Source organism: Mesorhizobium sp. P2_B5, from assembly GCF_056404775.1.
Genome location: NZ_JBFUDJ010000011.1, coordinates 14,373 through 37,745, shown reverse-complemented (window position 1 = coordinate 37,745; position 23,373 = coordinate 14,373). Strand labels below are relative to the sequence as shown.

At 63.2% G+C, this 23,373-nt stretch carries 24 protein-coding genes; 16 read left to right on the top strand and 8 right to left on the bottom strand.

Annotated features, from left to right (window positions below; genetic code table 11):
• Nucleotides 1-69: 69 nt before the first annotated feature.
• From AC1D1N_RS26390 to AC1D1N_RS26380, 3 genes are read left to right on the top strand one after another with little or no spacing between them, the layout of a single operon-like run.
• The gene (locus tag AC1D1N_RS26390; RefSeq protein ID WP_112564970.1) at nt 70-549 is read left to right on the top strand and encodes a DUF3828 domain-containing protein; all 480 of its coding nucleotides are present in this window, start codon (nt 70-72) and stop codon (nt 547-549) included.
• 4 nt (nt 550-553) lie between these two features.
• The gene (locus tag AC1D1N_RS26385; RefSeq protein ID WP_436259519.1) at nt 554-1,156 is read left to right on the top strand and encodes a YqhG/Tai3 family protein; all 603 of its coding nucleotides are present in this window, start codon (nt 554-556) and stop codon (nt 1,154-1,156) included.
• Nucleotides 1,157-1,172: 16 nt separating this feature from the next.
• Nucleotides 1,173-2,048: an alpha/beta hydrolase gene (locus AC1D1N_RS26380; protein ID WP_477351967.1), complete on the top strand. Its 876-nt coding sequence runs from the start codon at nt 1,173-1,175 to the stop codon at nt 2,046-2,048.
• A gap of 7 nt (nt 2,049-2,055) precedes the next feature.
• Here the strand turns inward: AC1D1N_RS26380 and queF are convergent, their stop codons facing one another.
• Nucleotides 2,056-2,517, bottom strand: coding sequence for a preQ(1) synthase (queF, locus tag AC1D1N_RS26375; protein WP_112564976.1), 462 nt, complete (start codon nt 2,515-2,517; stop codon nt 2,056-2,058).
• A gap of 140 nt (nt 2,518-2,657) precedes the next feature.
• Between queF and AC1D1N_RS26370 the strand changes: the two genes are divergently transcribed.
• Nucleotides 2,658-4,703, top strand: coding sequence for an oxidoreductase (locus tag AC1D1N_RS26370; protein ID WP_477351965.1), 2,046 nt, complete (start codon nt 2,658-2,660; stop codon nt 4,701-4,703).
• A 154-nt stretch (nt 4,704-4,857) separates the two neighbouring features.
• On the opposite strand, the gene AC1D1N_RS26365 is transcribed toward AC1D1N_RS26370, so the two are convergent.
• A complete protein-coding gene (locus tag AC1D1N_RS26365) occupies nt 4,858-5,265 on the bottom strand; it encodes a hypothetical protein (protein WP_477351963.1) in 408 nt (135 codons plus the stop codon).
• Nucleotides 5,266-5,468: 203 nt separating this feature from the next.
• On the opposite strand from AC1D1N_RS26365, the gene AC1D1N_RS26360 reads away from it, so the two are divergent.
• On the top strand, nt 5,469-5,873 hold the full coding sequence (locus tag AC1D1N_RS26360; protein ID WP_436259523.1) for a MarR family winged helix-turn-helix transcriptional regulator: 405 nt from the start codon (nt 5,469-5,471) through the stop codon (nt 5,871-5,873).
• 22 nt (nt 5,874-5,895) lie between these two features.
• Here AC1D1N_RS26360 and AC1D1N_RS26355 read toward each other — a convergent pair whose 3' ends face one another.
• Nucleotides 5,896-7,962 (bottom strand): putative bifunctional diguanylate cyclase/phosphodiesterase, encoded by a 2,067-nt coding sequence (locus AC1D1N_RS26355; protein ID WP_477351960.1) that lies wholly within the window; start codon nt 7,960-7,962, stop codon nt 5,896-5,898.
• A 310-nt stretch (nt 7,963-8,272) separates the two neighbouring features.
• Between AC1D1N_RS26355 and AC1D1N_RS26350 the strand changes: the two genes are divergently transcribed.
• Both AC1D1N_RS26350 and tdh read left to right on the top strand, forming a co-directional pair.
• A complete protein-coding gene (locus tag AC1D1N_RS26350; RefSeq protein ID WP_477351958.1) occupies nt 8,273-9,460 on the top strand; it encodes a glycine C-acetyltransferase in 1,188 nt (395 codons plus the stop codon).
• Nucleotides 9,461-9,505: 45 nt separating this feature from the next.
• On the top strand, nt 9,506-10,540 hold the full coding sequence (gene tdh / locus AC1D1N_RS26345; RefSeq protein WP_477351957.1) for an L-threonine 3-dehydrogenase: 1,035 nt from the start codon (nt 9,506-9,508) through the stop codon (nt 10,538-10,540).
• A gap of 211 nt (nt 10,541-10,751) precedes the next feature.
• Here tdh and AC1D1N_RS26340 read toward each other — a convergent pair whose 3' ends face one another.
• The gene (locus AC1D1N_RS26340) at nt 10,752-11,195 is read right to left on the bottom strand and encodes a MarR family winged helix-turn-helix transcriptional regulator (protein WP_477351955.1); all 444 of its coding nucleotides are present in this window, start codon (nt 11,193-11,195) and stop codon (nt 10,752-10,754) included.
• Between the two features lie 123 nt (nt 11,196-11,318).
• Here AC1D1N_RS26340 and hmgA point away from each other — a divergent pair, with 123 nt between their 5' ends.
• Genes hmgA through AC1D1N_RS26315 form a run of 5 tightly spaced genes read left to right on the top strand, consistent with a single transcriptional unit; the run spans nt 11,319 to nt 15,384 of the window.
• Complete coding sequence (gene hmgA / locus AC1D1N_RS26335; RefSeq protein WP_477351952.1) at nt 11,319-12,632, top strand: homogentisate 1,2-dioxygenase; 1,314 nt, start codon at nt 11,319-11,321, stop codon at nt 12,630-12,632.
• 10 nt (nt 12,633-12,642) lie between these two features.
• Nucleotides 12,643-13,530: an MBL fold metallo-hydrolase gene (locus tag AC1D1N_RS26330; RefSeq protein WP_477351950.1), complete on the top strand. Its 888-nt coding sequence runs from the start codon at nt 12,643-12,645 to the stop codon at nt 13,528-13,530.
• Nucleotides 13,527-14,540, top strand: a complete 1,014-nt coding sequence (locus tag AC1D1N_RS26325; protein WP_477351948.1) for a fumarylacetoacetate hydrolase family protein — start codon at nt 13,527-13,529, stop codon at nt 14,538-14,540. Before AC1D1N_RS26330 ends, AC1D1N_RS26325 begins: the two co-directional genes overlap by 4 nt.
• A gap of 14 nt (nt 14,541-14,554) precedes the next feature.
• Nucleotides 14,555-14,851, top strand: a complete 297-nt coding sequence (locus AC1D1N_RS26320; RefSeq protein WP_352559438.1) for a hypothetical protein — start codon at nt 14,555-14,557, stop codon at nt 14,849-14,851.
• Complete coding sequence (locus tag AC1D1N_RS26315; RefSeq protein ID WP_477351946.1) at nt 14,848-15,384, top strand: DinB family protein; 537 nt, start codon at nt 14,848-14,850, stop codon at nt 15,382-15,384. Before AC1D1N_RS26320 ends, AC1D1N_RS26315 begins: the two co-directional genes overlap by 4 nt.
• A 213-nt stretch (nt 15,385-15,597) precedes the next feature.
• On the opposite strand, the gene hppD is transcribed toward AC1D1N_RS26315, so the two are convergent.
• Nucleotides 15,598-16,713 (bottom strand): 4-hydroxyphenylpyruvate dioxygenase, encoded by a 1,116-nt coding sequence (hppD, locus tag AC1D1N_RS26310; protein WP_477351944.1) that lies wholly within the window; start codon nt 16,711-16,713, stop codon nt 15,598-15,600.
• 139 nt (nt 16,714-16,852) lie between these two features.
• Between hppD and AC1D1N_RS26305 the strand changes: the two genes are divergently transcribed.
• On the top strand, nt 16,853-17,320 hold the full coding sequence (locus AC1D1N_RS26305) for an Lrp/AsnC family transcriptional regulator (RefSeq protein ID WP_181061738.1): 468 nt from the start codon (nt 16,853-16,855) through the stop codon (nt 17,318-17,320).
• A gap of 95 nt (nt 17,321-17,415) precedes the next feature.
• Here the strand turns inward: AC1D1N_RS26305 and AC1D1N_RS26300 are convergent, their stop codons facing one another.
• Nucleotides 17,416-17,754 (bottom strand): protein tyrosine phosphatase family protein, encoded by a 339-nt coding sequence (locus AC1D1N_RS26300; RefSeq protein ID WP_112565008.1) that lies wholly within the window; start codon nt 17,752-17,754, stop codon nt 17,416-17,418.
• Nucleotides 17,755-17,959: 205 nt separating this feature from the next.
• Between AC1D1N_RS26300 and AC1D1N_RS26295 the strand changes: the two genes are divergently transcribed.
• Complete coding sequence (locus AC1D1N_RS26295) at nt 17,960-18,304, top strand: RidA family protein (RefSeq protein ID WP_192252993.1); 345 nt, start codon at nt 17,960-17,962, stop codon at nt 18,302-18,304.
• A 116-nt stretch (nt 18,305-18,420) separates the two neighbouring features.
• On the opposite strand, the gene hutC is transcribed toward AC1D1N_RS26295, so the two are convergent.
• Both hutC and AC1D1N_RS26285 read right to left on the bottom strand, forming a co-directional pair.
• Nucleotides 18,421-19,161: a histidine utilization repressor gene (gene hutC, locus AC1D1N_RS26290; RefSeq protein WP_477351942.1), complete on the bottom strand. Its 741-nt coding sequence runs from the start codon at nt 19,159-19,161 to the stop codon at nt 18,421-18,423.
• Entirely contained in the window at nt 19,158-20,510 is a 1,353-nt protein-coding gene (locus AC1D1N_RS26285) for a formimidoylglutamate deiminase (protein WP_477351941.1), read from the bottom strand. The genes hutC and AC1D1N_RS26285 overlap by 4 nt, the downstream gene beginning before the upstream one ends.
• Nucleotides 20,511-20,607: 97 nt before the next feature.
• Here AC1D1N_RS26285 and hutI point away from each other — a divergent pair, with 97 nt between their 5' ends.
• A complete protein-coding gene (gene hutI, locus AC1D1N_RS26280; RefSeq protein ID WP_477351939.1) occupies nt 20,608-21,837 on the top strand; it encodes an imidazolonepropionase in 1,230 nt (409 codons plus the stop codon).
• A complete protein-coding gene (hutH, locus tag AC1D1N_RS26275) occupies nt 21,834-23,372 on the top strand; it encodes a histidine ammonia-lyase (RefSeq protein WP_436259538.1) in 1,539 nt (512 codons plus the stop codon). The genes hutI and hutH overlap by 4 nt, the downstream gene beginning before the upstream one ends.
• The last annotated feature ends 1 nt before the right edge of the window (nt 23,373 follow it).

Sequence of the window (23,373 nt, the reverse complement as noted above, 5' to 3'; positions counted from 1 at the left end):
CCGCAAAAAAGCCGATATGCAGGATGTGTGGTATTGCCACCTTGCCGCCAAACATCCGGAGATTCCTGCATGAGACCGATAGTGCTGGCCGCTGCCCTTTGGATGGCCTTGCCCGCCGCAGCCGCGGCCGGGCCGGCTTCGAACGCCGTGAAGTTCTTTTATGTGCCTGAAGTGAAATTCGAAGGGGACGCCAAATACCGCGACCGCTTCACCGAGCCGGTGACGAAACTCTTCGATCTCAACGACCAGGCGCAGAAGAACAAGCCTGATGAGGTCGCCTGCCTCGACTTCGATCCCGGCCTCGACGCCCAGGATTTCGACCAGAAGACGATTGCCAAGACATTGAAGCTGGCCGAGTCCGTCAACGGCGATACAGCCGAGGTGACGGCGACGTTCAGCCTTTTTGCGGAAGGCGATGAGTCCAAACGCGAAATGCTGTGGTCGTTGAAGAAAATCGACGGCAAATGGAAGATCGCCGACATCACTTCGAAGACCAGCAACTGGACGCTGAGCGCGCTCGAATGCATGCCCGACAAAGCGCCGGAGTGATCCAGTGTTCCGCCGTCTCGCCTTGGCGCTGCCTACTCTGTGCCTGCTGGCGGTGGGTATGAGCAGCGCCGCCGCTCAAGGGCTGCTGGGTCCGCCACCCGCAAATGCCCCGGCTGAGACAGTGCCGGGCGGCGCACCGCCTGCAAATCCACCCGGGGTTGCGGTGGAGCCGACAACGCCACCCCTGGCATGGCCGCCATCCGAGCCAGCAGCGCCCGTCCTGCCGGGCTCGCCGACGGCAGTCGTCAAGCCGTTCTACGAACATCTCGGGCTGGAGCTCGATCCGACCGAGCGCAAGAACTTCGTCGATCCGGCCAAGACCGTGCTCGACAAGAGCGATGCGCTGCGGGCATCGGGGCAGGGCGAATGTCTCGACCCCAACATGGCGCTCGACAATGCCGATTACGACAAGCTTGCAATCGACAAGAGCCTGAAGAGTATCGAGGCCGTCAATGGCGATCAGGCCAAGGTGGTGGTCGCCTTCGTCGTCGAAGGCAATCAGCATCGGCTGGAGTGGAAACTGAAGAAGGTCGACGGCGCCTGGAAGATATCCGACCTGCTCTCGGTGACCGGCGAATGGGCGCTCAGCCAGTATCAGTGCGAATGAGCCGGGGTGAGCGGCAATGACGCTTCGCGTTTTGCTCGCGATCGTGCTGGTCGGGCTCGGCGCTGCCGCCTGCGTCGTCTACTGGCACATCGGCACCATGCTGATCGCCCGCGAGCTCCGGCAAGCTCTGGCGGAGCCGGGTGACCTGCCGGTTGCGCGCGTCGTACTCGACCAAGCCGGCGCGCCCGAGCTTGTCGGCTGGGTGGCAGATCGAAAAGGCAGTTGCGGCTCGATCGTCCTGCTGCATGGGCGCGGCGCCAACAGGCTGGCCCTGGTTCAACGAGCGAAACTATTGTTCGATGCCGGCTATTCCATCGTCCTGTTCGACCTGTCGGGGCACGGCGAGAGCGGCGGCGCCATCCAGGGCTTTGGCTACACAGAAGGGCAGGACGCCGCCCGCATCATTGCCTTTGCCAGGCAACGTTTTCCCGGCGAGAGGCTTGGCGCTGTCGGCTCGTCACTGGGCGCCGCTGCCTTTGTCTTCGCAGCACAGCAAGCGCCTGCCGATGCCTATGTGCTGGAGCAGCTCTATGCGAGTTTGCGCGAGACAACGGCATGGCGCATGCCTTTCCACTTCTGGCGCGGGTTCCAGGCCGATGTGCTTTTGGCGCAGATGCCGCTCCGTCTCGGCTTGAGCGCCGACAACGCCAAGCCGGTCGACCGCCTCGGCAAGATCGGTGAACCGCTGATGTTGCTCGCCGGCAGCATCGATCCCTTCATCGATCGCGGGCAGGTGCTGGCGCTGCAGAATGCTGCCGTCGGCTCTGAATTGGTCTGGTTCGAAGGGGCAGGCCATGTCGACCTCTTGCGCTACGACCAGCCGCGCTATCGCGATGTGGTCCTTCCGTTCCTCGCAACGAAGCTGTGCCGGACCGGCGCCGCCAATGGCTGACGCCCGTTCAGCCTCGGCCGCGATAGGGGGCAACACCGGTGTCGGGCAGCCAGGCGCCTTCAGGCGGCGCCCCCGTCTGCCAGAAGACATCGATCGGAATGCCGCCGCGCGGATACCAATAGCCGCCTATGCGCAACCACAGCGGCTTGGTCGCCGCCACAATGCGGCGGCCGATCATCACCGTGCAGTCTTCATGGAAAGCGCCATGGTTGCGAAACGAGGTCATGAACAGTTTGAGCGACTTCGATTCCACCAGGGCGGCATCGGGTGCGTAGTCGATGACGATATGGGCAAAGTCCGGCTGGCCGGTGACCGGGCAGAGCGAGGTGAATTCCGGACAGGTGAAGCGCACGATCGCCGGTGGCCCGTCGCCGCGCTGGAACGGCACGGTTTCGAGGACCGCAGTTTCAGGGCTCTGTGGCGTCTCGACGTGCGCGCCGAGCTGGGTAAGGGTTTTTGTATCGATCATAAGCGGTTGTCCTTGGATTTTCCGCGCTCATTAGCATCGGACCGAAAAATGTGCAGCGGTTTTCGGATAGATCCGATGCTTAAAATAAGAACTGGAGCAGCGCATGCTGCTCCGACACAAAATGAAAATGCAGGAAGACGATGACCTCCAACGATCCGCTTCTCCAGCCCTATCAGCTCAAGCACCTGACGCTGAAGAACCGGGTGATGTCTACCAGCCATGAGCCGGCCTATTCCGAGGACGGCATGCCGAAACAGCGCTATCGGCTCTACCATGCCGAAAAGGCCAAGGGCGGCATGGCGCTGACCATGACCGCCGGCTCGGCCATCGTCTCGCGCGACAGCCCGGCCGCCTTCGGCAATCTGCATGTCTATGACGACCGCATCGTGCCGTGGCTGGCCGAACTGGCGGACGCATGCCACGAGCATGATTGCAAGGTGATGATCCAGATCACCCACCTTGGCCGCCGCACCGGTTGGAACAAGGCCGACTGGCTGCCGGTGCTGTCAGCTTCGCCGGTGCGCGAGCCGGCGCATCGCGCTTTTCCAAAAACCATCGAGGACTGGGACATCGAGCGCATCGTCGCCGACTATGCGTCGGCGGCCCAGCGCTGCCAGGCGGCCGGCCTCGACGGCATCGAGTTCGAATCCTACGGCCATCTGATGGACGGTTTCTGGTCACCGGCCACCAACCACCGCGACGACGAGTTCGGCGGTTCGCTCGACAACCGGCTGCGCTTCACCGACATGGTGCTGGATGCGGTGCGGGCTGCGGTCGGCGAAAAATTCGTCGTCGGCATCCGCATGGTCGCCGACGAGGATTTTGAAAAGGGCCTGTCGAAAGCGGAGGGCATCGAGATCGCCAGGCGGCTCGCTGGCTCCGGCAAGGTCGACTTCCTCAACATCATCCGCGGCTCGATCGAGACCGATGCGGCACTGACCAAGGTCATCCCGGTGACCGGTATGCGGTCTTCGCCGCATCTCGATTTCGCCGGCGAGGTGAGGGCGGCGACGAAATTCCCGACCTTCCACGCGGCGCGCATTTCCGATGTCGCCACCGCGCGCCATGCCATCGCGACGGGAAAACTCGACATGGTAGGCATGACCCGCGCCCACATCGCCGATCCGCACATCATCAGGAAGGTCATGGAAGGCCGCGAGCACGAGATCCGCCCTTGCGTCGGCGCCACCTATTGCCTCGACCGCATCTATGAAGGCGGCGAGGCGCTGTGCGTCCACAATGCCGCGACCGGCCGCGAGGCCGAAATTCCACACATCATCGTCAAGACCGAAGGTCCCAGGCGGAAAGTCGTCGTCGTCGGCGCGGGGGCAGGTGGGCTGGAGGCTGCCCGCGTCATGGCCGAACGCGGCCATGACGTCACGGTGCTCGAAGCCTCCGCTCAGGCCGGCGGGCAGGTTCGGCTGGCGACGCAGAACCCGCGCCGCAAGGAGCTGATCGGCATCATCGACTGGCGGCTGGCCGAACTCGACCGGCTCGGCGTCGAGATCCGCTACGATACATGGGCCGAGCAGGACGATGTGCTGGCGCTGTCGCCCGACGTGGTGGTGATCGCCACCGGCGGCCTGCCGCAAAACCCGCCGCTGACAGCGGGCGACAATCTCGTCACGTCGAGCTGGGACATCATGGCCGGCAGCGTCAAGCCCGCCGAGAACGTGCTGCTCTTTGACGACAATGGCGGCCACCAGGGCATGGGCGCAGCGGAACTGATCGCCAATGCCGGGTCAAAGCTGGAACTGGTTTCGCCGGAGCGGTTCTTCGCCCCGGAAATGGGCGGCATGAACCACGTGCCCTATATGCGCGCCTTCCAGGAAAAGGGCGTCACCATCACCATCAACACCAGGCTGCGCTCGGTGCAGCGCGACGGCAACCAGCTGGTCGCCGAATTGGCCTCCGATTTTGCCGATGGCTGGCGCGGCGAAAGGCGGGTCGACCAGGTCGTGGTCGAGCATGGCACCGCCCCCCTCGACGATCTCTATCTGGCGCTGAAGCCGCTGTCGAAAAACGGTGGCGCGATCGACTACGAGCGGCTCGTCGGCGGCGGCGACATTTTTCCGCAGCGCAACCCGCAGGGCAGCTTCGTGCTGTTGCGCATCGGCGATGCCGTCGCCTCGCGCAACATCCACGCCGCCATCTATGACGGCATCAGGTTCGGCTTGCGGATCTGAGCCCGTTCCCGGCCCGGCTGTTGGCGCGCAGTCGAGCCTCTGTGCGGAGAGCCACCTTGCACATCGGTTCGATCTGCGCGCCGCGCACGTCGCCGGCCTGGAGCCAAGCGACATGCGATGCGGAAAGCTTCAAGCTGACGTGGCGCGGCAGGGCTCAAATCATCCTGGCGGTGGCCATGCACAGGACGGTGAGCACCAGCAGCCACGCGGCGACCCGCTCGCCGCCAGCCATTTTGGCGCGCAGCGCCGTTTCCGTGGCGGCGTCCGCCCCGGAAAGCTGCCGGCTGGTCTTGTGAACCACAGCGCTGAGAACGCCGGCTGCGGCAAAGGCGGCCAGGATGCCCAGCGCCAGCACCATTTCCATCGAGCCGAAATAGGCGCCATGGAAGAAATACCAAAGCAGCGCGCCCGTCAGGAATACCACGCCGGCCGAGCCCATCTGCGGATGAATGAAGCGCTCCGCCTTGATCTCGGGATCGCGGGCCAGCGTGATGGTGGTGCCGGCCCAGAACACGCCGGCCATAACATGAAGGCCGATAATGACGATGTAGACATATTGCACGGTTCCTCCTTGCCCCACCGCCAATGAACGTCGCCAAAACCGGCCCTCGGTCCGGCTCAAGGCGACGCGAATAACGTTAGCAACGACAGGTGATATAGTTAGACATCGAATGATTCGATGTCAATGAATAATGCTGCGTTCCCTCGCTCGGTGCCTTGTTCTACTGTCGGCTCATGACTCCCTTTGACCGCCCGCCCGTCGGCATGAATCTCGCGCGTACCTCCAAGCTGGTAGCGCAAGCTTTTGACGCCGCTTTGGTCGAGGCCGGCGGCACGCTGCCGGTGTGGCTGACCCTGCTTTCGGTCAAGTCGAGCGAGCTTGCCAATCAGCGCGAGCTTGCCGGCATGATCGGCATCCAGGGCGCCACGCTCACCCACCATCTCAATGCCATGGAGGCGCAAGGTCTGCTGACGCGCCGCCGCGATCCCGATAACCGCCGGGTTCATCTGGTCGAGCTGACCGCAGCAGGCGAGGCAATGTTCGTGAAACTGCGCGCGGCGGCTCTCGTTTTCGACAAGCGGCTGCGCACCGGATTACCGGACGACCGGCTGGCGGAGTTCGCCGAGGTGCTGGCGGTGTTGCGGGCCAATGCCGCGCCCGCCAAATGACCGGCACCGGTGTGGCAATAGTCTAGGCTAAATTGCCCTGCAGCACCTTCAGCTTGGCTTTCTTCGGGCTGCGCGCCAGGAGCCATTCGCGTGCCTTGTCCTGCGGCATCGGGAAGGCGATGGAATAGCCCTGCACCTGGTCGCAGCCGATCGCCATCAGCGAATCGAGTTCGGCCTCGGTTTCCGCACCCTCGGCGACGATCGAGATGCCGAGGCCGCGCGCCAGCTCGGTGATGGCGCGCACGATCTTGGTGTTGTCGCCATTCTCGTTGATGTTCTGGACGAAGCGGCGATCGATCTTCAACCGGTCGATCTCGTTCGGGTTGACATGGCTGAGCGAGGCATAGCCGGTGCCGAAATCGTCGAGTTCGAGATGAACGCCGGCGGCTCGGATGTGGCGCAGCTTGGCCGCGATGCCGGTCTTCTCGTCGTCGAGAATGACGGATTCGACGATCTCCAGCGACAGTTTGTCGGGCGACAGCCCAGCCTTCTCCAGCGTCGCGAACAAGAAGCGGTCGAAGTCGGGTTCGCGCAGCTCGGTGCCCGACACGTTGACGGCAAGCCGCCCGAAGGCAATGCCGGCGCGGTCCCATTCGGCTGCCTGCTCGATCGCCTTGGCAAAGACGATGCGGCCGATCTCGGGCATGAAGCCGCATTTTTCGGCGACGGGAATGAACTCGCCTGGCGAGATCATGCCGCGCTCGGCATGTTTCCAGCGCACCAGCGCCTCGATGCCGCTGATGGCGCCATTGGTCAGCGACACCTGCGGCTGGAAATAGACCTGGAAGGCATTCTCAGAGATGGCGATCCTGATGTCGTGCTCGAGCTGCTTGCGGTAATCGAGCTCGCGCCTGAGCTCCTCGGAGAAGAACGAGAAACTGCCGCCGCCAAGCTTCTTGGCGGAATAGAGCGCGAGGTCGGCATGGACGAGCAAATCCGCCGCATTGTCGGCGTCGATGGGATAGACGGCAATGCCGGCGCTGGCGCCCGGAAGGACGGTCGTGCCCTGGAACATGATCGGCTCGTTGATCTGCTCGAGGATGCGCCTGGCCAGCATGTTGATGTCCTCGGTGCCGCCGGCGCCATTGAGGATCATCACGAATTCGTCGCCGCCAAGACGCGCGCACAGATCCGAGGCGCGACAGGAATCGCGCATGCGTTGCGCGGTGACCACCAGCACATAGTCGCCGGCGGCGTGGCCGAGCGTGTCGTTGATCTGCTTGAACCGGTCGAGATCGAGCTGGATCACCGCCAGCCTTTCACGCCGGCGATGCGCGCCCTTGATCAGCGTTTCGAAGTGATCGGTCAGGAAGGTGCGGTTGTGCAGGCCGGTCAGCCCGTCATGCACGGCGATGAAGGCCATCGAATTGCGGGCGTCGATAAGCTCATGCGTCTTGCGCAGGATCGCCTTCGACATTGGCCGGAAGATGAAAAGTGCGACCAGCACGATGACGCCGATAGTGGCGTAGAACAATGTGCGGTGCAGATCGAGCAACTTTTCCGACCGTTCGTCGGCGAAGGCGTTGATGCGCTGGCCAAGGGCGGCATAGCCCGACAGCGTCGCGTTGGCGACGGAGGCGTCGAGATTGACGCGCTCGCCGCCACCCTTGTAGGCGGCCTTGCCGGAGAGCTGGGACTCAAAGGACGAGATCAGCCTTTCGCCATTGGCGATAAGTCCGACCGAGAAATAGTCAAGGTGGAACGGCTTGGCGAACAGCACGTTTTCGATCGATTTTGGGTCGGACCGCGCCGGTGACAGGGGATCGGCCCCGGTCTGCTCGAGCAGTAGGTCGTAATTCGTCTCGAACTCGGTGGTCGCCTGCTTCAGCGCAGAAACCAGGGCCGGCTGCTTGTCGCGCGAGGCGGAGCCGGTTGCACTTGCCAGGAAGACGATGCGCTGCGACAGCGCCTTCTGGGTGCTGACGATATCGAGCAGAGTGTTGTTGTGCTGCTGGGCCGCCATCATCTGCTGCAGCAGGATGAAGGAGGCCATCACCATAGCCGCGATGATCAGCAGCGCCAGCCAGTAGCCGGTCTTGATCAGCAGGATGAGTTTCCCCGAGATGGTTTGCACCGGCTGCTGCGACATATTCTAGGTGACCCCTCGGTCAAACGATTTCCGCCACGGATTCATGGCGAGAAGACCATTGGCTTGAAAGGGTTAACAGGTCTCGAAGCCGGCGGAATTGTTGCTTCAGCAGTGAACGAAAGCTGCCGAAATGGTTATCATGTTCTTTCGCGGCGTGGCCGTATTTGCACGCTTGCTACTCCAACATGCTGGTTTTGCGATCGGATCGCGCCAAGGTTGAGCTTGCCGCGCCACCGAAGCGGTCGCATTTGCGGTGGATTTTTCATTCAGGGGGCGCGACAGTCGCCGCCAATCTCAATAGGACCTGATCATGAGCGCGGCATTCCTCTCCCATATCGACAATGAACTGCAAGGGTTGAAATCGGCCGGGCTCTACAAATCCGAGCGGGTGATCACCTCGACACAGTCGGCTGAGATCGAGGTCGGCGGCGACAAGGTGCTGAACTTCTGCGCCAACAACTATCTCGGCCTCGCCGACAGCGCCGAATTGCGCACGGCGGCCAAAGGCGCGCTCGACCGCTACGGCTACGGCATGGCCTCGGTGCGCTTTATCTGCGGCACGCAGGAAGAGCACAAGCAGCTTGAGGCGACGATTTCTTCCTTCCTCGGCCTGGACGACACCATCCTTTACGGCTCGTGCTTCGACGCCAATGGCGGCCTGTTCGAAACGCTGCTCGGCGAGGAGGATGCGATCATCTCCGATGCGCTGAACCATGCCTCGATCATCGACGGAGTGCGGCTGTCGAAGGCAAAGCGCTTCCGCTACGCCAACAACGACATGGCCGACCTTGAAGCCCGGCTGAAGGAAGCCAAGGATTGCCGCTTCCGGCTGATCGCCACCGACGGCGTGTTTTCCATGGACGGCATCATCGCCAATCTGAAAGGTGTCTGCGATCTAGCGGAAAAGTATGACGCCATGGTGATGGTCGATGACAGCCACGCGGTCGGCTTCGTCGGCAAAAACGGCCGCGGCTCGGCCGAATATTGCGGCGTCGAGGGCAGGGTGGACATCATCACCGGCACGCTCGGCAAGGCGCTGGGCGGTGCCTCCGGTGGCTACACCTCCGGCAAAAGCCAAGTGGTCGACTGGCTGCGCCAGCGTTCGCGGCCCTATCTCTTTTCCAACACGCTGATGCCGGCGATCGCCGGCGCCTCCATCAAGGTGTTCGAGCTGATCCGCAATGGCGACGCCTTGCGCGAGCGCCTATATGCCAATGCGGCGCGGTTCAGGTCCGAAATGGGCAAGCTCGGCTTCACGCTTGCCGGTGCTGATCATCCTATCATCCCGGTGATGCTGGGCGATGCCAGCCTGGCGCAGGAGATGGCACAGCGCATGCTGAAGCGCGGCATCTATGTCATCGGCTTTTCCTTCCCGGTGGTGCCGAAAGGCCAGGCGCGCATCCGCACGCAAATGTCGGCGGCGCATTCCAGCGCTGACATCGACCGCGCCGTGGCGGCATTCGCGGCGGTCGGCCGGGAACTGGGCGTCATCTCCTGAGCCGCCAAAAGCGATTCCGGATCAAAGGATTCAAGGGACAAAAGAATGTCGAACATGATGAAGGCGCTGGTGAAGGCCAAGGCCGAGCCGGGCATCTGGATGGAAGAGGTGCCGGTGCCGGACATCGGCCCCAACGATGTGCTGATCAAGGTTAAGAAGACGGCGATCTGCGGCACTGACGTGCACATCTACAATTGGGACCAGTGGGCACAGAAGACCGTGCCGGTGCCGATGGTGACCGGCCATGAGTTTGTCGGCACGGTTGCCGATTTCGGCGCCGCGGTCACCGAATACAAGATCGGCCAGCGCGTCTCAGGCGAAGGTCACATCGTCTGCGGCCATTGCCGCAACTGCCGCGCTGGGCGAGGGCATCTGTGCCGTAACACGCTCGGCGTCGGCGTCAACCGTCCCGGCGCCTTCGGCGAATATCTGGCGATCCCGCAGCACAATGTCGTGCCGATCCCCGACGATGTGCCCGACGAGATCGCCGCCATCTTCGATCCCCTGGGCAATGCCGTGCATACCGCTCTGTCCTTCGATCTGGTCGGCGAGGACGTGCTTGTCACCGGCGCCGGGCCGATCGGCATCATGGGCGCGCTGGTGGCGCAATGCGTCGGTGCCAGAAAAGTCGTCATCACCGACATCAATCCGGTCCGGCTGGCGCTGGCCAAAAAGCTCGGCGTCCAACATGTCGTCGACGCCTCCAAGGAAAAGCTTAGGGATGTCATGCCCGCGCTCGGCATGACCGAGGGGTTTGACGTCGGTCTCGAAATGTCGGGCGCCGCGCCCGCCTTCCGCGACATGATCGACACCATGAACAATGGCGGCAAGATCGCCATTCTGGGAATTGCGCCGACCGGTTTCGAGATCGACTGGAACAAGGTCATCTTCAAGATGCTGCACCTCAAGGGCATCTACGGCCGCGAGATGTTCGAGACCTGGTACAAGATGATCGCCTTGGTGCAGGGCCCGTTGGACGTGTCGGGCCTGATCACGCACCGCATCGGCATTGATGATTTCCAGACAGGGTTTGACGCGATGAGGAGCGGCAGTTCGGGCAAGGTGGTGATGGATTGGTAGGCGGGCAGAGTCGCGCCTCCTATTGGAGACGATGGAGGGACGGCACCCCCCTCTGGCCTGCCGGCCATCTCCCCCGCAAGGAGGGAGATTAGCAGCTTCGTCGTCTTGTTGATTTCTGCAACGTTCGAGATTGGCGAAAGCCTTCGTGACATCTGATCTCCCCCCTTGCGGGGGAGATGTCCGGCAGGACAGAGGGGGGTGTGAAGGATCGCTACGGAACGGACAACGCCGTCTCCAGCGCCGCCACCCCGTTCACAATCGCCGCTCGTTCCGCCGCGCTGAGCCTAGCCAAAAGCTCGCGTTCAAACGCCTTCGCCAGCGGCACCATTTCGCGATAGGCGGCCAGCCCCGTTTTGGTCAGCGTCAGATGCTCCACGCGTCGATCATTCTCGTCCGGCGTGCGTGTCAGCCAGCGCCTTCGCTCAAGCTCGGCCACCGCTCGCGAAACCTTGGTCTTGTGCATGGCCGATTGTTCGCCGAGCGCTGTCGCCGTCATCGTGCCGCGCTGGCCCAGCCCCGAAAGCGTGCGCCATTCCGGCCGCGTCAGGCCGTGACGGTCGCGGTAGATACTAGAGAATTCGCGGCTGACGGCGTCCGCTAGCCGGTAAAGCCGATAGGGCAGGAAGCGTTCAAGCTCTAAGACTTCAGGTTCCATCTGCGCACCGTGGAAGCGGCGTTTGCCGTTGATAGTTACATTTTCAATGGTTACAAATGAAACCAGTTTGGTCAACATCGCCGGCAAGCAGCGTTTCGCGAGGCCGGGATCAGGGAGGATCGGATGGCCTTTTCCTACATGCCAGGCTTCGGCAATGATTTTGAGACCGAAACCTTGCCCGGCTCGCTGCCGCAAGGGCGCAACTCGCCGCAGCGGCCGGCTTACGGGCTCTACGCCGAGCAGCTGTCGGGATCTCCCTTCACCGCGCCGCGCGGCACCAATGAGCGCTCCTGGCTTTACCGCATCCGGCCGAGCGTCAAGCACACCGGGCGTTTCAAGGCGGCGAGCTATCCCTTGTGGAAGACCGCTCCCAATGTCGGCGACCACGAGTTGGCGCTCGGCCAGTACCGCTGGAACCCGGTGCCGATGCCGAAGGAGCCGACCGATTTCATCGCCGGCATGCGCACCATCACCACCGCCGGCGACGTGCTGGGGCAAAGCGGCATGGCGGCGCATGTCTATGTCGCCAACCGTTCAATGGTCGACGACCATTTCTTCAACGCTGACGGCGAGTTGCTGGTCGTGCCCCAGGTTGGCGCCTTGCGCTTCGTCACCGAGATGGGCGTCATTGAGCTGCGGCCCGGCGAGATCGCCGTGCTACCGCGTGGGCTGGTGTTCAAGGTCGAACTGGTTGACGCCGAAGTGCGCGGCTATGTCTGCGAGAATTATGGCGCCAAGCTGACCATGCCCGACCGCGGCCCGATCGGCGCCAATTGCCTGGCAAATCCGCGCGACTTCAAGACGCCCTGCGCCTGGTTCGAGGAGAAGGAGACGCCGTGCCGGCTGACGGTGAAATGGTGCGGCAATTTCCATGTCACCGAGATCGGCCATTCGCCGCTCGACGTCGTCGCCTGGCACGGCAACTATGCGCCCTATAAATATGATCTGGCGACGTTTTCGCCCGTCGGCGCCATCCTGTTCGACCACCCGGACCCGTCGATCTTCACCGTGCTGACGGCGCCGAGCGGCGAGGAGGGCACCGCCAACATCGACTTCGTCATCTTCCCGCCGCGTTGGCTGGTGGCGGAGGATACGTTCCGGCCGCCCTGGTATCACCGCAACATCATGAGCGAGTTCATGGGCCTGATCCACGGCCAGTACGACGCCAAGGAGGAAGGTTTCGTGCCCGGCGGCATCAGCCTGCACAATTTGATGCTGGCCCACGGCCCCGACGCGCCTGGCTTCGAAAAGGCCTCGCGTGTCGAACTGAAACCGGTCAAGCTCGACAACACCATGGCGTTCATGTTCGAGACCCGATTCCCGCAGATGCTGACCCGTTACGGCGCCGAGCTGGAAACAAGACAGGACAATTACATCGACTGCTGGTCCGATCTGAAGAAGCGTTTCAACGGCACGCCGGAGGGCGACTGGTCTTGAGGCTCGCCCTATGAGCGACCGGCTAGTGCTCCTCGGTTCCAAGGGCGGCCCGGCATTGCGGCCGGGCGGGCCATGGCCGAGCTCATCGCTGCTGGAGCTCGGCGGGCGAACCATCGTCGTCGATTGCGGGCTGGGCGTCACGCGCGGCCTTGTCGATGCCGGCGTCGGCCTGAAAGCGCTCGACCTGATTTTCATCACCCATCTGCATTCCGACCATGTGCTGGAACTCGGGCCACTGCTGCACACCGCCTGGACCGCCGGTCTGGCCAAGCCGGTGACGCTGTTCGGACCGCCCGGCACCGGCCATTACTGGCGCCGTTTCTGCCAGGCGATGGAGTTCGACATCGAAATCCGCATCGTCGATGAAGGCAGGCCGGACATTCGCGAGCTGGTTTCGATCGCCGAGTTCGGTGAAGGCGACATTTTCGAACAGCGCGGCCTGAAGGTCTCGGCGCTGCGCGTCGATCATCCGCCGGTAACCGACTGTTTTGCGCTGCGTTTCGACCATGATGGCAAAAGCGTCGTGTTCTCGGCTGACACCGCCTTCTTCCCGCCGCTCGCCGGTTTTGCCAAAAATGCCGACATCCTCGTCCATGAAGCCATGCTCGAGGAGGGCATCGAGCGGCTGGTCGCCAGGACTGGCAACGGCGTGCGGCTCAGGGAACACCTGCTTGCCAGCCACTCCTTTGCCGAGGAAGCCGGGCGCATCGCCACTGAAGCTGCGGTAAAAAGGCTGGTGCTCAATCACCTCATTCCGGCCGACGATCCCGCGATCGTGGAGATCGATTGGGAGGCCGCTGTCAGGAAATCGTGGGTGGGTGACTTGACGATTGCCCGCGACGGCCTTGTTGTGAACGTAGACGGCGCCAAAGCCGCATCAGGAGAGGAAACCGCATGAAGCTTGCCACATTGAAGGACGGGACGCGCGACGGAAAACTCGTCGTCGTCTCGCGCGACCTGACGCGCTTCACCGACGCCTCGTTCCTGGCGCGAACGCTGCAGGCCGCGCTCGACGACTGGCAGCGGATTTCGCCGCATCTGGCGACCATCGCTGAATCGCTGGAAAACAATGCAGTGCCGTCGGCACGCTTTCATGAGCATGACGCGCATTCACCGCTGCCGCGCGCCTATCAATGGGCCGACGGTTCGGCCTATGTGAACCATGTCGAGCTGGTGCGCAAAGCCCGTGGCGCCGAGATGCCCGCAAGCTTCTGGACCGATCCGCTGATCTATCAGGGCGGCTCGGATTCCTTCATCGCGCCGCGCGAGCCGATCCGCATGGCCGATGAGGCCTTCGGCATCGACATGGAGGCGGAAGTCGCCGTCATCGTCGATGATGTGCCGATGGGCGCCAGTCCCGACCGGGCGCGTGCCGCGATCCGGCTGGTCATGCTGGTCAATGACGTCACGCTGCGCGCGCTGACCGGGCCTGAACTTGCCAAAGGGTTCGGCTTCTTCCAGTCAAAGCCGTCCTCGGCATTTTCGCCGGTCGCGGTAACGCCGGACGAGCTCGGCGACGCCTGGGATGGCGGCAAGGTCAGCCTGCCGCTGCTCGCCGATCTCAACGGCAAGCCGTTCGGCCGCGCCAATGCCGGCGTCGACATGACCTTCGATTTTCCGGCGCTGATCGCTCATGCCGCAAGGACGAGGCCGCTGATAGCCGGCACGATCATCGGTTCCGGCACCGTCTCCAACAAGCTGGATGGCGGGCCGGGCAAGCCGGTGTCGGCCGGCGGCGCCGGCTATTCCTGCATTGCCGAATTGCGCATGATCGAGACCATCGAGTCGGGCGAGCCCAAGACGCCCTTCCTGCGCTTCGGCGACACGGTGCGTATCGAGATGAAGGACAAGACCGGCCATTCGATCTTCGGCGCCATCGAGCAGAAGGTCGAGAAATACCAGGCATAACAGGGGGCAATGCAATGACGGGCGAGGCGTTCTATCTGCTGTGCGGCGTCTGGGCGCTTGGCATATTGGTGGTGTTCATTCAGGCGATCCGGCTGAGCTACCGCATCGAGGCGCGCTCGCCCGATCTGACCAACCGCAGCGGCTACCCGCGCAAGGCGATGATGTTCCACACCATCACCAACACGAATGTGGCGCGCGACGAGGAAACGCAGGCCATGCGCCGGCGCATGAACCGGCTGCTGCTGATCGTTGTCGCCGGTTTCGCGGTCATGGCGGCAGGCATCGGCCTAGTCAGGCGAATGAACTCGTGACCTTGCTCGATCATCTGCGCCGCATGGCCGGCAACAATCTCTGGTCGAACGATCGACTCTACCGCGCCGTGCTTGCGCTGAAGCCCGGCGAATTCGAAGCCGAACGCACCAGCTTCTTCCCGTCGATCAAGGCGACGCTCAACCACATCCTCGCGGTCGACCATCTCTATCTCGATTTCCTGGAAGAGGGCGGCGTCGGCGCTGCCGCCTATGACGACTACGTGCCGTTCGATGAGCCGCAAGCGCTGTTTGCTGCCCAGACCGCGGCCGACCGGCGGCTAATCGCTTTTTGCGGCAAGCTGTCGGAGGCCGATCTCGACCGCCGCGTCATCACCGACCGGCGCGAGGACGGCATGATCCCCGAAAAGATCGGCGATATCCTCGCTCATGTCTTCCTGCACGACATCCACCATCGCGGCCAGGTGCATGCGATGCTCTCGGGTACGTCAGTAGCGCCGCCACAGCTCGACGAGTTTTTGCTCGACTATGATTTGAAGGTGAGGAGGGAAGAGGTCGAGCGTCTGGGATTGTGATCGAACAATTCCCGATGGCGGCGCGGCCCCTCATTGCCCTGCCGGGCATTTCTCCCCGTAAACGGGGAGAAAGAGGCTGGCCGCAACGCCGACGCCATCTTCTGCAACGCCGGTAATTGGCGAAGGCATCGGCGATAGCGTCCCTCGCCCCGTTTACCGGGAGAGGATGCCGGCAGGCAGGTGAGGGGCAGCTCGACGTTAGTAGTTTCGTCGTTACGCCGCCTTGCCGTCCACCTTGATCACCCCGCGCTTGATCTGGTCCTGCTCGATCGACTCGAACAGCGCGCGGAAATTGCCTTCGCCAAAGCCTTCGTCGCCCTTCCTCTGGATGAATTCGAAGAAGATCGGCCCGATCACGGTTTTGGAGAAAATCTGCAGCAGGATCTTGGTCGTGCCGCCATCGACCACGCCTTCGCCATCGATCAGGATGCCGTGTTTCTTCATCCACTCGATCGGCTCGTCATGGCCGTTCACGCGGGCATACGACATGTCGTAATAGGTCTCCGGCGGGCCGGGCATGAATTTCAGCCCATTGTCGGCAAGCTTGTCGGTGGCGGCATAGATATCGTCGGTGCCAACGGCGATGTGCTGGATGCCTTCGCCATTGTACTTCTTGAGATACTCGGCGATCTGGCTGGTCTCGTCCTTGGACTCGTTCAGCGGAATGCGGATCTTGCCGCAGGGCGAGGTAATGGCGCGGCTGACCAGGCCGGTGATCTTGCCATCAATGTCAAAGAAATGGATCTGCTTGAAGCCGAACAGTTCGCGGTAAAAATCCCACCATTTGTCCATCTGGCCGCGATAGACATTGTGGGTGAGGTGGTCGAGGAAATAGAAGCCGACGCCTTGCGGCCGCGGGTCGCGCGCGCCCAGCCACTCGAACTCGGCGTCATAGGCCGAGCCCTTCTTGCCGTAGGCGTCGATGAAATAGAGCAGCGAGCCGCCAATGCCGACAATGGCCGGCACGTCGAGCGCCTTGTCGTCGCCTTCGTAAGGCGTCGCGCCTTTCGACACCGCATGGTCGAAGGCATGTTTTGCGTCGACAACACGCCAGGCCATCGACGCCGCACAGGGGCCATGCTTGTCGACGAACTTCATCGCATGCGAGCCCGGCTCGGCATTGACGACATAGTTGATGTCGCCCTGGCGCCAGACGGTGATGTCTTTCGTACGATGCCTGGCCACCGCGACATAGCCCATGCGGGTGAACAGTTCGGCGAGCTTCTGCGGCTCCGCATGCGCGAACTCGACAAACTCGAATCCGTCCGTGCCGGCGGGGTTTTCCTTGCTGATCTTTGCGGGCGGGGCGTCGTGCGGGAAGGGACCCATGGCATTCCTCCAAACGGATGGTGGCCGCATCGGGCCACGAGATGACGCATCATAGCGCGAAGTGGCCGCACGGTGCTTGCATTCAAACGCTTGAAATGATCATCTCGTGCGTAATTCATGCATGATTGGAGATAAATCCATGGATGATGCGCGCATCGATCAATTCGACCGCAAGATAATGGCTCTTTTGCAGGGCGACGCGCGGCTCACCAACAACGACCTCTCGGAACGCGTGAACCTGTCGGCGTCGCAATGCTCGCGCCGCCGCCAGCGGTTGGAGGAAGACGGCTATATCAAGGGCTATCGCGCCGTGCTCGACCGCGACAAGCTCGGCTTCTCGCTGGTCAACGTCATCTCGGTGACCTTGGCCACCCACAACCGCGACAACGCCAGGCGCTTCGGCGAATTGCTGGCGCGTCTGCCGGAGGTGCAGGAAGCGCACGCGCTGACCGGCGAAATGGATTACATCTTGAAGGTGGTAACGCCCGATCTCAAATCATTGTCGGAGTTCGTCAACGGCGTGCTGCTGCCGCATGAATCGGTGCAGCATGTAAAGACAGCGATCGTGCTGGAGACGCTGAAGGAGACCGGCGCGCTACCGATTTGATTTTCCTGGATCCTATCGGATGAGCCGGCAGGACAGAGGGGGGCGCGAAGGGTTGCCAACTTTGTGGAAGTGGCCTTCGCAATCGCGCTAACCCTTCACCCCTTCGACTGCTGAATAAGCCCATACAAATTCGTGCACCGCGCTCCAGATCGGCAATAGGCAAACACCGGCCCTTCGAGCGCGTCGAGCGCCTCGGCCTGATCCTCGACATTCTCGGCCGTGATCTGGCCGCTGATCACCGGGATGTAGCGGAAGGCCAGCCCGGCGGCTTCGACCGCCGCCTTGACGCTGTCGGCCGAAGGCTGGCCGGGCTGCTCGTCGTCCGGCCGGTTGCAGATCACGCTCTTGAAGCCGGCGGCCTTGATGGCGGCGGCATCTTCGGGCTGGATCTGGCCCGAGACCGAATAGTCCTCGCTGATTTCGCGATATTCCATGGCTCTCATCCTCGCAATCTGGTTTGGCCGGAGTCTTGCCACTCTCGTACGAGATCGGCAATCCGCGCCGGAAAGAAATCCCTCGGCGCAGATAGACATTTGCGGCCTAAGATCCAACCAGGCTCAAGAGGTTTCGCGCTGTTGGCCTTGCCCGGAGCCGGCGCCAACTCTAAACAGGCCCTCCGACAACAGGAAGGAACCTCCCATGAGCATTCGTCGCATCGATGTTGGCCCGCGCATGAGCCAGATCGTCATTCACGGCAACACCGTTTACCTCGCCGGCCAGGTCGGGACGCCTGGCGCCAGCGTCGGCGAACAGACCAAGTCGATCTTGGCCACCATCGACGAATTGCTGGCCAAGGCCGGCACCGACAAGACCAAGATACTGCAAGCGATCATCTGGCTGGCCGACATGGGCACCTTTGCCGAGATGAACAAGGAGTGGGACAAGTGGGTGCCGCAAGGCAACACGCCCGCCCGCGCCACCGGTGAGGCCAAGCTCGCAGGGCCGGAATACACGGTCGAGATTATCATTACGGCTGCGATCTAGGGTTTACTTCCCCCTTGTGGGGAGGTCGGACCGAAAGGTCCTAGTGGGGGTGCGGCGCCGACCCCCACCCCGCTGCTTCGCAGCGACCCTCCCCACAAGGGGGAGGGTAGAAAGCGCTACCCCTGCGAAGGCCTGAACCGCGCCACCAGCGTGTGGCTCTCCGCCGCATAAGTGAACCTCACCTGCGTCACCGGGTGCTCGGCACTCCAGGTCCGGCGCTCGACCACCAGGCATGGCGCGCCGGTTGCGATGTCGAGGGCTTCGGCAATGTGCCTGTCCGCCGCCACCGCGCGGATGCGGTGCTCGGCCTCGCTCCATGGCACGCGACCGATCAGCCAGGGGCCGGGGGCGATGTCGAGAAACTCTTCCTCGCCGGCTCCCGCAACGGCGGCGAGATTGATCAGCCGCTGCTCATGCGCGAATGGCCGCTTGCCGGCAAAATGCCGGCATTCGAGCGCCAGCACGTGTCCGGCAGCGCCGAGTTCCAGCAAGCCACGATCCTCGGCGCTGCTGCGCCTTTTCTGCCGCGTCACGCGCTCGTAGCGATAGGCCAGGCCGAGCGCCTCGACCTCGATCCTTATGTCATGGATTTCCAGCACCGCCGCCTGCGACTGCGGCTGGCGGACAAAACTGCCTGAACGGCGGCGGCGCTCGATCAGCCCGGCCTTGGCCAGTTGCGACAGCGCCTTGTTCACCGTCATGCGCGAACAATTGTATTCGGCCGTCAGTTCGTGCTCGAACGGGATGCGGAAGCCCGGCGCCCAAACGCCGGACAGAATCTTTTCGCTGATGTCGGACAGGATGCGCTGGTGCAGCGAACCGCCGCCTTCCACCGCCGTTGTCTCGATCATGCTCATGCCAAAAGCGCCATCATCACTTGGCGAAAACGCTCGGCGATTGCCTCGCGCCTGGCATGCCGGCCGCCGCTGACCTGCTTTTTACCATGCACCCAGACGCAATCGACCTTGCTGCCATTGGCAAAAATCCAGGCATCGAGAATGGCATCGCCGCTCTTGCCGGCAAGCGAGGGATGGTTCTGGTCGAGCGAGACGAAATCGGCCGGACCGCCGGCGGCGATCCGCGACGGACCGGCGCCCAGCGCCACGCTGCCACCGTCGAGGGCTGCGTCGAACAAAGCGCGCCCGGTCGAGCCGCCAGCCACCGCCAGAACATTGCGGGCGCGATGCGCCAGGCGCTGCGAATATTCGAGCTGGCGCAATTCGTCCGGCAGGCCGATCAGCACGTTGGAATCGGAGCCGACGCCGAAGCGGCCGCCATGTTCGGTGAACAGCGACGCGGCGAAAGTGCCGTCGCCGAGATTGGCCTCGGTGATCGGGCACAGGCCGGCAATGGCGCCGCTTTTCGCCATGCCGATGATCTCAGTCTCGGTCATATGGGTGGCATGGATCAGGCACCAGCTTTTGTCGATCCCGGCATTGGCGAGCAGCCATTCGACCGGCCGCGCGCCCGACCAGGCCAGGCAGTCCTCGACCTCCTTCACCTGCTCGGCGACATGGATGTGGGTCGGCCCGTCCGGCGCCATCGCCGCAACTGCAAGGAGTTCATCCGGTGTCGCGGCGCGCAGGCTGTGCGGGGCAACGCCGACGACAGCCTGATTCAACGCGCGAACGGATTCGCGGCTTTTCTCAAGCAAGCGACCGAAGCGATTCACATCGTTGATGAATCGCCGCTGGCCTTCGTTGGGTGCGGCGCCGCCGAACGAAGAATGCGCATAAAACACCGGCAACAGCGTCAGGCCTATGCCCGTCTCAGCCGATGCGGCGGCAATGCGCTCGGCCATCTCGGCAAGGTTGGCATAGGGTTTTCCGTCGCGGTCGTGATGCAGATAGTGGAATTCGCCGACGCGCGAAAAACCGGCCTCCAGCATCTCGACATAGAGCTGCGCGGCAACCGCCTCGACCTGATCCGGCGTCATCGACAGCGCGAAGCGGTACATGACCTCGCGCCAGCTCCAGAAACTGTCGGCCGAGGGGCCGCGCAGTTCAGCCAGCCCTGCCATGCCGCGCTGGAAGGCGTGGCTGTGCAGGTTCGGCATGCCTGGTACTACAATGGCGTGCCGCTCGTCGCCGGCCTGCGGCGAAGAACCCGGCTCGACCTTCGCGATCTGACCGCCACTCAGCGAGATCCGCACCTTGTCATGCCAGCCATCGGCCAGCAGCGCCTGTTCCGCAAAGATCGTTGTCACGTTTTTCTCCGAATCCGAATTTCCGATGACAATAGCACTTGCAGTGCGTTCCAATATGTATATACATAATCGCCATCCAATCAAACGGAAAAAGATGATGGCGGCACAGAACAAAAGCCGGGCAGGGGACCTTCACCTTTGGCGCAATGCGCGCCTGGCGACCATGGCCGAAGCCGGACTGGGTATCGTCGAGAAGGGCGCGATCGCAGCCCGCGACGGCGTCATCGTCTATGCCGGGCCGGAAGCAGACATGCCGTCAGCCCTGGCTCAGGGCAGCGAGACCACCGACTGCGAAGGCCGCTGGATCACCCCCGGCCTGATCGATTGCCACACCCATCTCGTCCATGCCGGCAACCGCGCCAACGAGTTCGAGATGCGGCTGGCCGGCGCGACCTATGAAGAGGTGGCGAGAGCCGGCGGCGGCATCGTCTCCTCGGTCAAATCCTTGCGCGCTGCCAGCGAAGACGAGCTCGTTACGCAGACGCTGCCGCGCCTCGATGCGCTGATGGCAGAGGGCGTCACGACGGTGGAGGTAAAGTCGGGCTACGGGCTCGATCTCGAAAATGAACAGAAGTCGCTGCGCGCGGCCCGGCGTCTCGACAAGGAGCGGCCGGTGACGGTTCGCACCACCTTCCTCGGCGCGCATGCGTTGCCGCCGGAAGCCAAGGGCGACAAGGACGCGTTTGTCGATCTGGTCGCCAACACGATTCTGCCGGCCATCGCCGCCGAAGGCCTGGCGGACGCCGTCGACGGTTTCTGCGAAGGCATCGCCTTTTCGCCGGAGCAGATCGCCCGCGTCTTCGACAAGGCCGCAGCACTCGGCCTGCCGGTCAAACTCCATGCCGACCAACTGTCCAACCTTCACGGCGCCGAACTCGCCGCCCGCTATGGCGCGCTGTCGGCCGACCATCTCGAATATACAGACGACGCCGGTGCTGCGGCGATGGCCAAGGCCGGCACCGTGGCGACGATCCTGCCCGGCGCCTACTATTTCATTCGCGAAACCAAGAAGCCGCCGATCGGCCTGTTTCGCCAGCACGGCGTCAAGATGGCCGTCGCCACCGACAACAATCCCGGCACCTCGCCGCTGACCTCGCTGCTCTTGACCATGAACATGGCCGCGACATTGTTCGGCCTGACCGTCGAGGAATGCCTGGCCGGCACCACCCGCGAGGCCGCCCGCGCGCTCGGACTGCTCGGCCAGACCGGCACGCTCGAGGCAGGCAAATCCGCCGATCTGGCGATCTGGAACATCGAGCGCCCGGCCGAACTCGTCTACCGCATGGGGTTCAACCCGCTTCATGCCCGCATCTGGAGAGGACAATGACCGAACTCAACCTGAAGCCCGGCAATGCGGCGCTGGCCGACTGGCGCGCGATCTACCGTGGCGCCGTGCCGAAGCTCGACGCTGCCTGTCGCCCGAAGATTAAGGCCAGCGCCGAGGCAGTCGCTCGCATCGTCGCCAAGGGTGAGCCGGTCTATGGCATCAACACCGGCTTCGGCAAACTGGCCAGCGTCCGTATTCCGGCCGCCGACCTCGAAACCCTGCAGCGCAACATCGTTCTGTCGCATGCCGCCGGCGTCGGCGAGCCGATGCCGGTCGCGGTGGTCCGGCTGATGATGGCGCTAAAACTCGCCAGCCTGGCGCAGGGCGCTTCCGGCGTTCGGCCGCAAACCATCGAATTGCTGGAAGCAATGCTAGCCAACGACGTCATCCCCGTCGTTCCGGCGCAAGGCTCGGTCGGCGCCTCCGGCGACCTTGCGCCGCTGTCGCACATGACGGCGGTGATGATCGGCGTCGGCGAATGCTTTACTCCGCATGGCCGCTTTCCGGCCAAGGTTGCTTTCGTCTCGCACGGCCTGGAGCCGGTGACGCTCGGCGCCAAGGAGGGTCTTGCACTGCTCAACGGCACTCAATTCTCGACCGCCTATGCGTTGGCCGCTTTGTTCGAGGCCGAGGTGCTTTACCAGTCGGCGCTGGTCGCCGGTGCGCTGTCGACCGACGCCGCCAAGGGTTCGGACGCACCCTTCGATCCGCGCATCCATCTCCTGAGAAGGCACCCCGGCCAGATCGAGACGGCTGCGGCGCTGCGCAATCTGATGGCCGGCAGCTCCATCCGTGAATCGCACCGCGTTGGCGACGAGCGCGTGCAGGACCCGTACTGCCTGCGCTGCCAGCCGCAGGTGATGGGTGCAGCCCTCAGCGTGCTGCGTCAGGCCGCCGATACGCTCGGCACCGAAGCCAATGGCGTCACCGACAATCCGCTGATCTTCGCCGAGGACGATACGGCGCTCTCCGGCGGCAATTTCCACGCCGAGCCGGTGGCTTTCGCCGCCGACATGATCGCGCTCGCCGTCTGCGAGATCGGCTCGCTGTCGGAACGCCGTATCGCCATGCTGGTTGACCCCGCGCTGTCCGGCATGCCGGCATTCCTGACGCCGAAGCCCGGCCTGAACTCCGGCTTCATGATCCCGCAGGTGACGGCGGCGGCGCTGGTTTCCGAGAACAAGCAGAAGGCCTATCCGGCCAGCGTCGATTCCATCCCGACCTCGGCCAACCAGGAAGACCATGTCTCGATGGCGGCGCACGGCGCCCGCCGGCTGATCGGCATGGTGGAGAATGCCACGGCCGTCATCGGCATCGAACTTTTGGCCGCCGCGCAAGGCTGTGATTTTCATGCGCCGCTGGCGTCGAGCGCGGCCCTTGAAGCCGTGCGCAAGCTGGTCCGCTCCGAGGTGCCGCATCTCGACACGGATCGGCATTTCCACCCGGACATGGAAAAGGCCATCGCCATGGTGCGCAGCGGCGCCACCATCAAGGCTGCCGGCGCGGTAACACTGCCTTCGATCTCGGGAGCCTGAC